Here is a 15,016-nt window from a genome sequence, read left to right as displayed (position 1 = left end):
ATAGTGGCAAGCTAGAAGCATTATTCTAGGCAGTTTTGAATGATATTTCAAATTGGTATTATTATTATTACTAACAGTTTTTAGCATTACTGGAGTGCTTGCTCATGTCATATTTTGTTGTGAAAATCACGCTTTAGCCCAGATTACTCCTGATAGAACATTGGGCGATCGCTCTTCAAAAATCACTCCCAATGTCAATATTAAAGGTAGTGTTGGCGATCGCATTGATGGCGGAGCAATTCGCGGTGCAAACTTGTTCCATAGTTTTCAGGAATTCAATGTGGGGGAGTTGCAACGTGTTTATTTTGCCAATCCTACGGGAATTTCCAATATTCTCACAAGGGTGACAGGAAGTAACGTCTCCAATATTCTTGGCACTTTGGGGGTAGATGGTGGTGCAAATTTATTTTTTATCAATCCCAATGGTATTTTATTTGGGAACAATTCCCGCCTAGAGGAGCATCCGTGAAAGCTGGCGCCCGTAGTACCTTGGCTTCACTATGGCATATCAGTGATAAATCTACTGCTATCTTAATTGGTGAATTTTATCGTCAGTTAGTTAAAACTGAGGTAACAAAGGCTGAAGCTTTGCGTCGTGCCCAAATAAAGTTGTTAAAAGACTATCCTAATTACAGTCGTCCTGGCTACTGGGCACCTTATGTTTTAGTTGGTAACTGGCTTTGACAAATTCTATAACAAAAACTGTGATGCCAGTTTATTATCTATAATGTTGATCGAGAAAACTGCCAGATATAGGTGAACAAACTAGTCTGGAAGGTTCTTTTAATGTGTTCAGGGGACTGGATCTATGATTAAGCTCGGTTTATTGGTACAGTCCCAGAATAACTATTTGGGTATAGGAAAAGTTACTGAAATATCTGATACCAATGCGAATGTTGAGTATTTCTGCTCTATAGGGCAACGTCTTCAAAAAACTTTACCTTTAAATTCTCTGTCTCAAGTTAGGCTTGAACCCCAAGCTCGATGCTATATTAAGTCCAAAACGCAGGATAAATGGATAGTTGGTAGAGTTTTCATCTGGGATGAAGATACAGAAATGTATCAAATTGATTTACCAGATAAGAAAACTGCGATCGCTACTGAAGAAGACATTTACGTTCGTTGTAATCTCCCAAACACAGACCCCATCGAAACTCTGGCGATGAAGGGTCACGAAACCCCCTACTTCCACGACAAAAGATTGGCTTTCGTCAAATCCTTGATTAAGCAACGCGCTGTCAGTCGCGGGATGACGGGACTGATTTCGGCAAATATCAATCTTTATCCTCACCAAGTTGAAGTTGTGCGGCGGGTACTGGAAGACCCAATTCAACGCTACTTGCTAGCAGACGAGGTGGGACTAGGAAAAACCATCGAAGCGGGTGCGATTCTACGTCAATTCCTTCTGGATGAACCGAAAAAAAATGCGGTGGTATTAGTTCCGCAATATTTGCTCAAACAATGGCGGCTTGAGTTAGAAAACAAATTTTACATTTCCCATTTTGGCAAACGGGTAGCTGTGCTAGCGGTTGAAGATATCCATAAAGTCAACCTGAAAGCGAAGATAGGCTGCTTAATTTTAGATGAAGCCCATCATATCGCAGCAATGGCAACTTCTAAGGATGCGGCAGTGCGCCAGCGTTTTCAGACTTGCAAAGAACTTGCTCATAAAAGCGATCGCTTACTTTTATTATCTGCTACTCCTGTTCTCAATCACGAGCAAGATTTCTTAGCAATGTTGCACTTGCTTGACCCGACAACCTATAAACTTGGTGATTTACCAGGTTTTCGGGCCAAAGTTGAAAGCCGTCAGCAAATTGGTAAAGTTCTGCTTTCTTTTAAAGAAGGTGCGGAACCTGCTGTCCTCAAAAGCAACTTGCAGCAACTGCGAAACCTCTTCGCTGAGGATGAGTATTTACTGAAGCTGGCGGATGATTTAGAAAATTTACCAGCAAATTCTACCGAGCAAGAGCAAATTCTCCAAGCGATTCGCGTCCATGTCAGCGATATCTATCGACTACACCGCCGAATGCTTCGCAACCGTCGCGCTGCGGTGGAAGATGTGATATTTGACCGGAATTTTACGCCGAAAGAAGAGTATGATTTAGACGAGCGATCGCTTGATATCCACGAACTACTCAATCAATGGCGTAGTGTTGCTCCTGGTGAGCAATATCAGCGAATTTTTCTGTTATTATTCCTAGCTGCTGGTACTTGGTTAGGCATTTTAGAGCAGGTAATTACCGCCCGGTTAACTGGTAAGCCTCATGCTAAACTCATCCAGGAGTTTAAAGAAGATGATATTCGCCTATTAACTACAACTCCAAAATTCTCAGGGGAAGAAGAGATTCTGCAATCCTTGCTAAAAATTATTCGTCAACCTCAAGAGGACGGACAACGGACGGAAAATTTGAAAACAGTACTGCTGAATCAGCTAGGTACATACTTTAAAATTCCCGCAAATGTTCGGAAGAATCAAAAGGAATTCATCACGAGGATACAGCAGAGAATCAAAAGACCAATTACTGGCGATATTCTGCCCAAATTTGTTGTATTTACCAGTTTTGTGCAAACTTGCGGCGAAATTGTCCGGTATTTATCTGATACCTTTGGTGCAGAGACAGTAGCCAGCCATCAATTTGGAGAATCACCAGATAAGGTTGAGGAAGGCTTAAATAAGTTCAAGAATAACCCAAACTGCTTTATTTTAGTATGCGATCGCTCTGGAGAAGAAGGGCGTAACCTCCAGTTTGCCGATTGGTTAATTCATTTTGACCTTCCTTGGTCGCCTAATCAATTAGAGCAAAGAATTGGCAGACTTGACCGTATTGGCAGCAAAATTGGAGTCCAATCTTGTGTATTGATTGGCCCCTACTTGGAAGATAGTCCTCACAATGCTTGGTATAAAGTATTGAAAGATGGGTTTGGTATATTCCAGCAATCAATTGCCAGTCTCCAGTTTTATGTGGATGAGAAACTTGCAGAATTAGAAACAGTTTTGTTTCAATCAGGTGCTGCTGAACTGTTAGAGATGATTCCGCCAATTCAAGAACAAATTGAAGCTGAAATAGCAAAAATTAGTGAACAAAATGCTCTAGATGAAATTGACGCTAACGATGAAATTGCCACCGAGTATTTTCAAGAGTTAGATAATTACGATGCTTGTCATCTAGAAATTAGGCGAGCAATTGAAGGCTGGATTTGTGACGCATTGGGATTCAGAGGACTGAATAATCCCGACTCATCAGAAATGCGACGTTATCAACCGACAACGCGGACATTAGTTCCCATAAATGACTTAAAAAATCGTTTTGCTGAGAGTTCCCTAGACCAATTTGGTACTTATAATCGCAGGGTAGCAAACCAGAATCCTGGTATTAAACTCTTTCGAGTTGGGGAAGGATTTATTGAAGCACTCTGGAACTATATAAACTGGGATGACCGAGGTGAAGCCTTTGCGATGTGGCGCACTGATGCATCTTGGGACTCTAAAGAAGGGAAGGAATGGTTCGGTTTCCAATGCAATTATGTAGTCGAGGCAAATTTAAAACTTGCAAAACTTGTTTTACTAGATAACAAACTAGATAATTCTCAATTCAAAAACTTGCAGCGACGTGTCGATGCTCTATTTCCGCCAATTATAGAAACTATCTATGTTAATGGTCGCCAGGAGCCAATACGCACTGTTGAAGATAAAGCGCTCTTAAGCATTCTGCAACGTCCATATAAAGATAAAAACAACAATCAAGGACGAGATTACAATCTAGCAAAAGAGCGCTTAGGAATTATTGACGATTTTGTTGACCCTAGTAAATGGCAAAATTTCTGCTATCAAGTGCGTAATACTTCTTCAGAATTACTCTCTAATCGTCCCGATTTTATTGATTTATGCCAAAGTTGTGCTAAGGTCGCCGAAAAGAAATTAGCTAATAGAGTCGAACAATTACGGCTGCGTCTGAATCAGCAAAATTGGGATAATGCATTAGCTGAAGAATTGAACATAGAAACTGCTTTAAATGCAGCCATTCTAGAGGGAATTCGCCAGCCCCAAATTAGACTTGATTCTGTCGGTTTTATTATTGTATCGGGGCGATCGCTTGTACAATTTGACTAACTGCTTTCCATAACTCAAAGAAGCTCTATAAATCGGTAGTTAGCTGCGGATAGGAGTAATTTTTCCCTGTCAACGGTGTTTATAAGCTGTTACGCAAATAAGATTGGATATTTACTCGTGAGGGTTGTCATTAGTCATTAGTCATTAGTCATTAGTCATTTGTATTTCAAAGGACAATATTAACGATTGCAATGTACAATTCTTTTCGCGCATCAGCTTATCATGTTCGTATACTATTTGGTTCTGTTTCCCCATCTAACAAAAAGGTAAAAGCATCTCTGTCTGTCTGCGTATATTCGTGAGAGGTTAAGGTCGAATAGCAATTGTCAATAAGCACTCTTTACTTAAAATGTTGTGAAAATCGGGGTCGGAAACACAATTTTTGAGGAGGCGATGCCTACGACGGGCTACGCCTACGCGTCATCTTGATACATATCATTCATTGTTGTCGCCGAAGTTCAGTACAAGAGTGAGTTTCATACCTCTGCTCTTTCCAAATTTTAAGCATATTTTCTAATTGACAAAAGTAAGATTATCTTAACCTTTCACCAATGGTCTGCGTAAAGCTTTTTAAGCGCACGACTTCCATCAAGTTTTTTTGGATAAATATTTTCACTATTGCAAGTAATATTTATTTATTCTTGATTACCTTAACGAGAATAAGTTGCTTTAGCAATATAGTTTTATAGATAATTTATATGAATAAGAGTTAAATCATAAGTTTTATTAATATATCTGTATTATACATGGTAACCAATATACTATTTAAAATTTCATCCCAAAACAGATATCTAAGTTTTGCATAAGGCTACATTACTTACGGTTTCATCCTAATTGGAGCAGAACCGTAATTAATAAAACTACTTTGGCTTTGATATATACTTATATTGTAAGTAATTTTAGATACCAACTCAATAGTTAATTATGTGTCAAGCAAACACCTAGCTATAAGAATTATTGCTGCTTGGCATTCATATTAAATAAAAAAGATTATTAATTATCTTGTGTCTTGCATCACTTCATAATATGATTCAACTAGCTTAAACCTAAATGACAATTATTTTCAAAGATTGTCATTGTGTCTTCGGGTACGACTAAGTAGTGTGATTGAGTGTAAGCGGATCAATGAAGTTAGATAAATTTTTTCAAACCCTGCTGCTAACAGGTGCGGTTGTTGTTGTGATTAACGCTCCTGCTAAAGGTGAGGAAGTACGAGAGGATATTCAAGGCAAATCTTCTACCCAGAGAGTAGGAAAATCTGCATTAGATCAGAAGCTTGCAGTTACAGATAAAAAATTTGCGAACCGCAAATCTTCAGTATTAGCTCCCAGCACCAGGAAATCCCGACTCTTTAAGTCTCAAATTGCAAGTTCACTGCAAAGAGTATCGGATAAAACAAGTAAAAATATTCGTCAACTCAGCGAAATCGAACTTCCCGCTACTAGCGCCCAAATGCTGGTACAGTCACCAACACCAACCAATCCCCCTAACCCAGAACAAAGAACTGGGGAACAAATCATACCAATCACGGGAGTCAAGGCAAATCCCACAAACACAGGTATAGAGGTAATTTTAGAGACATCTCTTGGAGAACAACTGCAAGTTACAAATCGCAGTCAGGATAATAACTTTATTGCTGATATTCCCAATGCCCAACTGCGTTTACCCAGTGGTGAGGCTTTCGTATTTCGTTCAGAAAAACCCCTTGCGGGAGTTACTGAAATAACGGTTATAAATATTGATGCAAATACTGTTCGAGTGACAGTTGTAGGTGATGCAAAGTCACCCACAGTTGAGTTATTTGATGATAATGCAGGGCTGGTTTTTGGGATAAATTCTGCTGCAACAGCAACGCAGCCATCACAGCAGCCCCAAACACCACAAGCACAACAGCCAGCAAGTGAGACACCACAAGAGGAATCAGCAGCGCAGCCGGATGAGCCGATTGAGTTGGTGGTGACAGGAGAGCAAGATGGGTATCGCGTAACGAATACTACGACTGGGACAAAGACCGATACACCTTTGCGTGATATTCCTCAATCGATTCAGGTAGTGCCTCAAGAAGTGTTGCGCGACCAACAGGTGACTCGCATAGAAGATGCGGTTAGAAACGTCCCTGGTGTTAATCAGAACTTTAACTTTGGGCCACTTACCACTTATACCATTCGCGGATTCGAGGCAACAGCAACAAATTTCCTCAGAGATGGGCTACTTGACCCTGTAGCTGGAGAAGTGAGTGAACTTTCCAGTATTGAGCGAGTCGAAGTTCTCAAAGGGCCTGCATCAGTGCTATTTGGTTTAGGTAATCCAGGGGGAAGTATCAACCTAATATCTAAACGTCCTTTAAGCGAACCTTTTTATGGTATTGACGCAACCGTTGGAACTTATAGTTATTATCGAGGTGCAATTGATTTATCAGGGCCGTTAGATGACTCAAAGACGGCTTTATATCGTCTCAACGTAGCCTACAGAAATTCAGATAGTTTTGTTGATTTCTTTAATGGTGAAAGCTTAAACATATCGCCTGTTATCAGTGTGGACATTGGCGAGAGAACTAACCTCATATTAGAGGGAGAATACATCAAGACAAGAGATTCCTACGCATCTGGCGTACCTGTAATTGGCAGTGTATTATCTAACCCCATCGGTGAAGTCTCTCGTAACCGCAACTTTGGTGAACCTTCTGACGAATTTGAACAGACAATTACAAGGCTTGGATACCAACTAGAACATAAATTTAATGATAACTGGTCATTACGCAATGCGTTTCGGTTTGTGTCTCGTGATTACAGTGACCAACTTACGCTTCCCGGAAGATTGGATGCAGACAATCGAACTTTTAATCGTGTAGATCGAGAATACGAGCTTGAAAATACAAATTATACTTTGACCACAAATTTGGTTGGCAAGTTCTCCACTGGTTCAATTCAGCATCAACTACTATTTGGAGTTGATTTTAATAGTTTAGAAAACTTGTCACCAATATATGCTGAACGGGAAGCGAACCCGATTGATATCTTTGATCCTATTTATGGTCAAGCAAAAATACCGGGAGCAGCCATCGTTTTTGAAAGTAGCGATCGCTCGCTCACCAACTCATGGGGAATTTATGTTCAAGACCAAGTTACACTCTCAGAAGGCTTAAAGTTGTTGTTAGGCGTGCGGTTTGATACTTTTGATCGGAAATATACAGATTTCATCAATAACACAGAAAGCAGTGCATCAGATAGTGCATTTAGTCCTCGTTTTGGGATTGTCTATCAACCCATCCCAGCCATCTCACTCTATGCAAGTTACACAAGTTCATTTACCCCACCAGGCGGTACATTCTTTTTTAGTGTTGACTCTTCCTTGCAGCCAGAACGTGGTAATCAGTATGAGATTGGGGTAAAGGCAGATTTGAGCGATCGACTTTCTGCAACACTCGCATTCTTTGATTTAACCCGTACTAATGTCTCTACAGCAGACCCTGATCGTTCAGGTTTTTTTATCCAAGTAGGTGAGCAAAATAGCCAAGGTATTGAACTAAATATTGCAGGTGAAATTTTGCCGGGCTGGAATGTATATGCAGGCTATGCTTATATCGATGCACATACTACGGAAGATATTAATCCTGAATTTGTTGGAAAGCGCTTACCAAATACCGCAGACCATTCTTTTAACTTATGGACAAGCTACGAAATTCAACAAGGGGAATTACAAGGTTTAGGGGCTGGATTCGGCTTGTTTTTTGTAGGCGATCGCGCTGGAGATTTGCCCAATACTTATGATGTGCCTAGTTATGTTCGCACTGATGCGGCGATTTTCTATAACCGAGATAAGTTCCGAGTTGCACTCAACTTCAAAAATCTATTTGACATAAACTATTTTGAAAGTGCGCTTAATTCTAATCGTGTTTATTACGGGCAGCCTTTTACACTTCAAGGAACAGTTTCCTGGCAATTTTAATAATTGAGACAATGCGAATTTTTTTCTGTTGGCTAATATTGGGCATCTTAAAATTTACTTTAGTTACAGCTTGCAATCATCAGGCATCTCAAAATATATCCTATTCACCTAAACTAGCAACCGCAGAATGTCGCATAGTTAAACACACAATGGGGGAAACCTGTGTTCCCGTTAACCCCCAGCATGTTGTTACTTTATAGGGAATGTGCTTGCACATTCGTCTGCAAATCCTGTCATTATTCCTCTGATGAAGAAAGTAAGTCGTGCAATAATTATATTTATACTTGCTAGCCTAACAACTTTCCTGTTTTCTGCTTGCAATCAAAAATTAACTAAAAATGCAGAAAATCTAAACGAATTATCTCGCCCGGTGAACTGTCGGATAATTCAGCATCTAGCAGGAGAAACTTGTGTACCTCAAAATCCTCAACGTATTATCGCCTTACATATAGCTACCTTGGGCAATTTAGTTGCTCTTGGTGTTAAACCAATTGGAAGTGCAACTGGATATCAGAAAAGTGATTTTCCTAAATATTTTGAAGGAAAAATAGATGGGATTCAATCGGTGGGAGATGTTACTCAACCCAATCTAGAAAAAATATTACAACTCAAACCCGATTTGATTATAAATTTGAGCGACGATATAAGTATTTATCCTCTACTATCAAAAATTGCCCCAACTGTACAAACTGGTTGGGAAGGCCCCCGTCAATGGAAGGAGCATTTTAATTTTGTCATCAAAGTTTTAGGAAGAGAAAATGCTTCTCAACAGGCTTGGAATCATTATTATCATCGAATTCGAGAACTGAAAGCGGCACTAGGCGATCGCTATCAAAATAAAAAAGTTTCTTATGTTTATGTAGAAGATAGCAATCGCCCTATATTTATTAGCGAACTAAAAAATGTATTTGCTGGCTCAATCCTGAATGATGTGGGTCTGCAACGCACAGAATTACAAGATGTGATTACTCCATACGGATACATTTTTATTCCTGAAGAAGAATTATCGAAAATTGATGGTGATGTTATATTTATAGGCTTTGATGGGGATGATGAAGGAAAAACCTTTAATAAACTCAAACAAAAACCACTATGGAATACCCTTAAAGCTGTTCAACAAAATCATGTATATATTATAAATCTGTCAACTTGGAGGGAGTCAAATTTACTTGCAGCTGATGCAGTAATCGATGACCTCTATAAATACCTCGTAAAAACTCCTTAAGTCCATGCCCAAACACACGCTATTTGTCTGCAAATCCTGCCACCGTTCATCTGAAGAACGACCAGAAACTTCGCCTTTCGATGGCACTATTTTACTTGAAAAACTAAATAGTTTATGTGATGAATTACATGCTGACAAATTTGAAATTCACCCAGTTAAATGTTTATGGGCTTGCAGTCAAGGCTGTGTTGTAGCTGTATCTAGCCAAGACAAACCCACCTATCTGTTTGTGAATCTTCTCCCAGAAGAAAGCCCAGCAGCATTAGTAGAATTTATGCAACTGTATATTAAAAAGCGTAAAGGGGCTATAGCTTGGGAATAGCTTCCGAAAGTTTGGCAGTCTGCGATTTTCGCCCAAATTCCGCCTATAATATCATAGCTTTGTGACTCAATTATTGGAGCAACCGCGATCGCGATTAATCAAGCTGGTAAAGTCTAAACTTTTTATTTCACCCCTGATTGCACGTTCCATAAGCTAGCATAAATCCCCTTCTTATCCAATAATGCTTCATGTGTTCCCGACTCAACTAATTCTCCATATTCCATCACATAAATACAATCAGCATTGCGGATAGTGGAAAGACGATGAGCTATGGCTATGGTCGTTCGATTAACTGTAATCCGTTCTAAAGAACGCTGAATAGCAGCCTCAGTTTCATTATCTACTGCTGAGGTGGCTTCATCTAAAATTAAAATAGGTGGATTCTTCAAAACAGCCCTAGCGATCGCAATTCTTTGGCGTTGTCCACCAGATAATTTTTGACCTCGTTCTCCAACTATTGTCTCATAACCTTGGGGTAGCCGCATAATAAAATCATCAGCTTCGGCAATTTTCGCAGCTTCAATGATTTGTTTATTGGTAGCATTAAAAGTACCATAGGCGATATTTTCAGCAATAGTACCATGAAATAAGAATACATCTTGGCTGACCAAGCCAATACTACGACGCAAATCACCTAGATTTAATTTTTGGATATTAATATTATCAATAGTGATTGTGCCAGAAGAAATATCATATAATCGCAATAATAATTTAACTAAAGTGCTTTTACCAGAACCCGTAGAACCAACAATAGCGATAGTTTTCCCGGCGGGTATATGTAAGGATAATTTTTTAATTACTGGCTCTCTATCGTGATAAGCAAAAGTAACTTGTTTAAAGCAAATTTCACCACGTACTTGAGCAATAGGTAAATATTTGTCTCCCGTAATAATATTTATGGGAGTATCTAATAAATCCATGACCCGTTTTGTAGAAGCCATTGACCTTTGATATTTGTCAAATATTTCTCCTAATGTTACTAAAGGCCATAATAATCTTTGTACTAAAACAAGTAAAACACTATAGCTACCAATAGATATTTGACCACCATACGCTGCCATACCTCCCCAAAATAATAAAGCTGTGAACCCTACTAAAACTAACATTCTAATTAAAGGCACAAATGCAGCAGAAAGTTTAATTGCTTTGGTGTTACTTTTTCTATATGCTTCGCTATCTCCTGCCAATCTAGCGCTTTCATAAGCTTCAGCAGTGAAACTTTTAATTGTGGTAATACCACTAATATTATTTGCTAGGCGTGAGTTCAGAAAGCTTACCCTTTCTCGCACCTCAGCGTAACGAGCTTCTAGACGTTTTTGATAACTAAATGAACCCCAAACAATAAATGGCATTGGTAACATTGCTGCAAAGGTGATGTAGGGAGGTAAAATGAATAATGCACCACCAATTAAAATGATCAGTGAGGTGGTAATATTAATAATTTCATTGGCTCCAAAATTTAAAAAATCTTCTAACTCGTTAATATCATCGTTTAAAATTGACATCAAACCGCCAGTGCTGCTTTCTTCAAAGTAAGCTGAATCTAATTCTTGTACATGATTGTAAGCATCCAAGCGTAAATTATGCTGGATATTTTGGGCTAAATTACGCCAAATTCTATTATATGCATACTCAGAACTTGATTCTAGTATCCAGACAATGATAGTGAGCAATGAAAGTAATAAAAATTGCCAAACTATATCTTTTACACCCAACTTGCCAAATACAGAATTTTGCTGTTCTACAAGAATATCTACCGCAATACCAATTAACCACGGTGGTGCTAAATCTAAAATCGTATTGATGATAGAACATAATGTTGCTTGCCAAATTTGTTGGCGATATTGGCTACCATAGTTGAGCAAGCGTTGTAAAGGGTGGGCTGAATTTATAAGCTTATTGGATACTCTAGGAGATTTTGATATGATTGTCACGACTATTTCTTCTTTGTAGTTAGATGATTCATGAGAGTCGATATTTCTAATAAAAATAGAATCAGGAATTTAAGTAAATTTGTTGGTTATTTACTACTTTTCCCTTGCGTCCTATCGGTACACACATCGGTGTCCCCATCACTGGGTCAGAAATAATTCGAGACTCTAACCCAAAAACCTCTTGAACCATTTCTTGAGTCATTACTAGTTTTGGTTCCCCAGCAGCAAAAATCCGACCTTCTTTGACTGCAACTAAGTGATCAGCATAACGACATGCCTGATTTAAATCATGCAGCACCATTACAATTGTTCGTCCCTGATTTTGATTCAACTCATACAACAAATCTAAAATGTCTATTTGGTGCGCCAAATCTAAAAAAGTAGTCGGTTCATCTAAAAGTAAAATATCTGTGTCTTGTGCCAACGCCATTGCAATCCAAGCTCTTTGTCGTTGTCCACCGGATAAAGTATCTAATGCTCTCTGTGCCAATTCCAACAAATCTGTAATTAAGAGTGCCTGCTGCACGATTTTTTCATCTTTTGCCGACCACTGCTGCGACCAATTTTGATAAGGGTAACGTCCTTGTGCTACCAAATCTTGTACTGTTAAACCTTCCGGTGCTACTGGCCCTTGAGGCAAAATACCTAACTGCTGTGCTACTTCTTTGGTGGAAAGATTAAAAATAGATGTTCCATCAAGATAGACCGTACCGCTACGGGGTTTAAGTAATCTTGCCAAACCTCTTAACAAAGTTGATTTTCCACAACCATTAGCACCAACTAAAACACTAATTTGTCCGGTAGGGATTGCCAAATTTAGGTCACGGATAATTAGCGCACCATCGTAAGCTAAAGACAGACTTTTGGTTGAGAGTCCTTTCATAAGTGATATTTCCCAGCTTTATTTTTTGCGGTTATGAATTAATAAATAAAGAAAATAAGGAGCGCCAATTGCAGCAGTTACCACCCCACAAGGAAGTTCGATAGGTGCAAACAACGTTCTTCCTAACAAGTCTGCCATCACAACAATCACTCCCCCCAAGAGTGCGGAAGTAGGAATCAAGCCTTCATGAGTTGCACCTACCAACTGTCGTCCTAAATGAGGTGCGATTAAACCAATAAAACCAATATTTCCGGCGGTGGCCACTCCTGCACCTGCTAAGGCTACACCCACCAGTACGAGTAAACCACGTTGCCATTCCACCCGACTACCTAAACTTTTGGCAACATCATCTCCCAAATTTAAGGCGTTCAAATGCCTTGCTAGTGTCAAAGCCATTGGGATAAAAACAATTAACCAAGGTAATAACGAAAAGACTTGCTCCCAAGTCCGGCCATAGACACTCCCAGCTAACCAAACCAAAGCATTACTTACGTCATAAATTTCGCCAAAGGTAATCATCAAGGTGGTTATAGCACTAGCGATCGCAGATAAGCCAACACCCATTAAAATTAATAGAATCGGAGAACTACCGTTATTCCAAGCCAGTGAGTAAATTAAAATCGCCATCAACAAAGCACCAGCAAAGGCTGATAAAGGTAAAGTATAAATTGGTGCTGATGGAAACAATACAATTACTATAACTGCCGCCAGATTTGCCCCAGCGTTGATGCCGATAATACCAGGATCAGCCAATGGATTGCGTGTCAGTCCTTGAAATATAGTACCTGAAATTGCCAGCGCCATTCCCACCATAAAAGCCACAAGGGTGCGGGGTAGACGCAGATTTTGAATCACAAATTTATGGTCTGGGTTTCCTGTATCTAAACCCAATATAGTTTTCACGATATCCAAAGGCGAGATTGGATATTCACCTTTGGCCACATTCATCACTATCGCCACTGCGATCGCTACTCCCAAACATAACAATACGACTGGTACACGTCGGTCGATGCGGAAAGATATCGCTTGGGAACGAATGACTAGCCAATCAAAACTCATTTTTTCACCTTTGATTTAACCAGGTAGACAAAAAAAGGAGCGCCAACTATTGCTGTCATTACACCCACAGGTAACTCCTGTGGTTTGAGCAATACACGGGCAGCAATATCTGCAACTAAAAGTAAAATTGCTCCCAAAACTGCACAATAAGGTAATATCCAACGATAATCGGCTTTAATGTAAAATCTCACTATATGGGGAACGACTAAACCAATGAAGCCGATTGGCCCTGCAAGGGCAACGGAACTTCCTGCTAGTAAAACTACGCTGATAGCGGTAAATATTTTGATCCAAGCTGTCTGTTGCCCCAAACCTTTAGCGATATCTTCACCTAAACTCATAGTGGTAATTTGTCTGCCGAGGGCAAAAGCTATAACTAATCCCATGCTGACAAAAGGCAGTAGTTGCAAGAATAAATTAAAATCTCGACCAGATAATGAACCAGCTAACCAAAATCTCACTTGTTCGAGTGTTTGTTGACTAACAATGAGGATACCGGTGGTGAAGGAAGAAATTAGAGCAGTCAACGCCGCTCCCGCTATTGTCAAATTCAGTGGGGTAGCTCCTCCTCGTCCCAGAGAACCAAGGATGTAAACTAACACTGCTGTTACTCCCGCACCCAAAAAGGCCACAAGAGCGTAAATACTTAGGGATGAACTGCCAAAAACAAAAGTTGCCACAACTACAAAGAGGGCGGCTCCCGACTCAATACCCAAAATACCTGGATCTGCTAAGGGGTTTCGTGTCAAACCCTGCATCAATGCTCCCGATACAGCAAGGGCTGAACCTACAAAAATAGCAATTAGCGATCGCGGTAATCTTACTGTCTGAATGACTAAGTGATCGTAGGAACCATCAAAGGCTATAAAAGATGTAAAAATCTTGTCTAAAGGTATTTCTGCTGCACCTAGCGTCACACTGTACACCAAGCAAATAAGCAGCATACACACTGCCAAAGCCAGACCAAAAAAAGCCGATATTTGTGGCTTTTTCAATCGTTTCGGTGACACTATCGCCGCTTTGATCATTTGTACTATCCTACCCAGGATTGTGGTTCAAATAAAATAAATGAAAAATACTCTACATTGCTACTCATAATATTTAACAGCTTTCATAATCATTAAAGTTGATAATCTTTCTTGATAAATATTATAGATTACATCATCGTGTAGCCATTTCCCCATTTTTTACACGGAATAAAGGATACTCTTTATAGCTTGACAAATTTTCTCAATAGAGTGATATTGTTAGATTAACTTAAATCTGCTTTGTCAAAGTCACTTACGTACAGCTTTGCCTTGTTACCGAAAAGGTTCCTGGGCACTAGAGACTAGTACAGCACGGCGGAAATAAACATACTATTTTAAATGGCGCAAGAAGCTCGGAATACAATTATGCGTGACTTTTGACTTTTGTACTTTTGACTTTTAACTTCCGCCTTGCGGTACTAGGGACTGGGAAGCAGAGGGGCAAAGAAGAATAATCAATGCTCAACGCCCAGCAGTTTCAGTCACCAGGCGTTACGAAAAAT

General features: G+C 39.6%; 9 protein-coding genes and 1 pseudogene. 6 read left to right on the top strand and 4 right to left on the bottom strand.

All coding sequences use genetic code 11. The features are described from left to right. The first annotated feature begins 94 nt into the window (after positions 1-94). The 6 genes and pseudogenes from CDC33_RS09980 to CDC33_RS09950 all read left to right on the top strand — a co-directional run bounded on the left by CDC33_RS09980 (position 95) and on the right by CDC33_RS09950 (position 9,609). Positions 95-469 carry a filamentous hemagglutinin N-terminal domain-containing protein gene (locus CDC33_RS09980; protein ID WP_439956634.1) on the top strand — a complete coding sequence of 125 codons (375 nt, stop codon included), beginning with the start codon at positions 95-97 and terminating at the stop codon, positions 467-469. Further along, a pseudogene (locus CDC33_RS09975) lies at positions 457-684 on the top strand (CHAT domain-containing protein); the annotation flags it as partial. The gene CDC33_RS09980 and the pseudogene CDC33_RS09975, both read left to right, overlap by 13 nt. Positions 685-808: 124 nt before the next feature. Next, positions 809-4,114: a protein DpdE gene (dpdE, locus tag CDC33_RS09970; protein WP_109008350.1), complete on the top strand. Its 3,306-nt coding sequence runs from the start codon at positions 809-811 to the stop codon at positions 4,112-4,114. A 1,125-nt stretch (positions 4,115-5,239) separates the two neighbouring features. Next, complete coding sequence (locus CDC33_RS09965; RefSeq protein ID WP_109008349.1) at positions 5,240-8,062, top strand: TonB-dependent receptor; 2,823 nt, start codon at positions 5,240-5,242, stop codon at positions 8,060-8,062. Positions 8,063-8,267: 205 nt separating this feature from the next. Next, positions 8,268-9,287: an iron-siderophore ABC transporter substrate-binding protein gene (locus CDC33_RS09955; protein ID WP_244919191.1), complete on the top strand. Its 1,020-nt coding sequence runs from the start codon at positions 8,268-8,270 to the stop codon at positions 9,285-9,287. A 4-nt stretch (positions 9,288-9,291) separates the two neighbouring features. Continuing rightward, a complete protein-coding gene (locus CDC33_RS09950; protein ID WP_109008347.1) occupies positions 9,292-9,609 on the top strand; it encodes a DUF1636 family protein in 318 nt (105 codons plus the stop codon). Between the two features lie 122 nt (positions 9,610-9,731). Here the strand turns inward: CDC33_RS09950 and CDC33_RS09945 are convergent, their stop codons facing one another. The 4 genes from CDC33_RS09945 to CDC33_RS09930 all read right to left on the bottom strand — a co-directional run bounded on the left by CDC33_RS09945 (position 9,732) and on the right by CDC33_RS09930 (position 14,513). Further along, positions 9,732-11,543 (bottom strand): ABC transporter ATP-binding protein, encoded by a 1,812-nt coding sequence (locus CDC33_RS09945; RefSeq protein ID WP_109008346.1) that lies wholly within the window; start codon positions 11,541-11,543, stop codon positions 9,732-9,734. A 61-nt stretch (positions 11,544-11,604) separates the two neighbouring features. Beyond that, a complete protein-coding gene (locus CDC33_RS09940) occupies positions 11,605-12,426 on the bottom strand; it encodes an ABC transporter ATP-binding protein (protein ID WP_109008345.1) in 822 nt (273 codons plus the stop codon). 18 nt (positions 12,427-12,444) lie between these two features. Beyond that, on the bottom strand, positions 12,445-13,485 hold the full coding sequence (locus CDC33_RS09935; RefSeq protein ID WP_109008344.1) for a FecCD family ABC transporter permease: 1,041 nt from the start codon (positions 13,483-13,485) through the stop codon (positions 12,445-12,447). Further along, positions 13,482-14,513, bottom strand: coding sequence for a FecCD family ABC transporter permease (locus CDC33_RS09930; protein WP_109008343.1), 1,032 nt, complete (start codon positions 14,511-14,513; stop codon positions 13,482-13,484). Before CDC33_RS09930 ends, CDC33_RS09935 begins: the two co-directional genes overlap by 4 nt. Between the last annotated feature and the right edge of the window lie 503 nt (positions 14,514-15,016).

The organism is Nostoc commune NIES-4072 (assembly GCF_003113895.1).
Taxonomy (GTDB): Bacteria; Cyanobacteriota; Cyanobacteriia; order Cyanobacteriales; family Nostocaceae; genus Nostoc; species Nostoc commune.
Note: the sequence above shows the minus strand (reverse complement) of the source record. Positions and strands in the feature narration are given on the sequence as shown.

Bases quoted from the DNA above. Each gene is read 5' to 3' on its own strand.
- dpdE (WP_109008350.1), top strand. From the start codon at position 809: ATGATTAAGCTCGGTTTATTGGTACAGTCCCAGAATAACTATTTGGGT.
- CDC33_RS09965 (WP_109008349.1), top strand. From the start codon at position 5,240: ATGAAGTTAGATAAATTTTTTCAAACCCTGCTGCTAACAGGTGCGGTT.
- CDC33_RS09950 (WP_109008347.1), top strand. From the start codon at position 9,292: ATGCCCAAACACACGCTATTTGTCTGCAAATCCTGCCACCGTTCATCT.
- CDC33_RS09940 (WP_109008345.1), bottom strand. From the start codon at position 12,426: ATGAAAGGACTCTCAACCAAAAGTCTGTCTTTAGCTTACGATGGTGCG.
- CDC33_RS09935 (WP_109008344.1), bottom strand. From the start codon at position 13,485: ATGAGTTTTGATTGGCTAGTCATTCGTTCCCAAGCGATATCTTTCCGC.
- CDC33_RS09930 (WP_109008343.1), bottom strand. From the start codon at position 14,513: ATGATCAAAGCGGCGATAGTGTCACCGAAACGATTGAAAAAGCCACAA.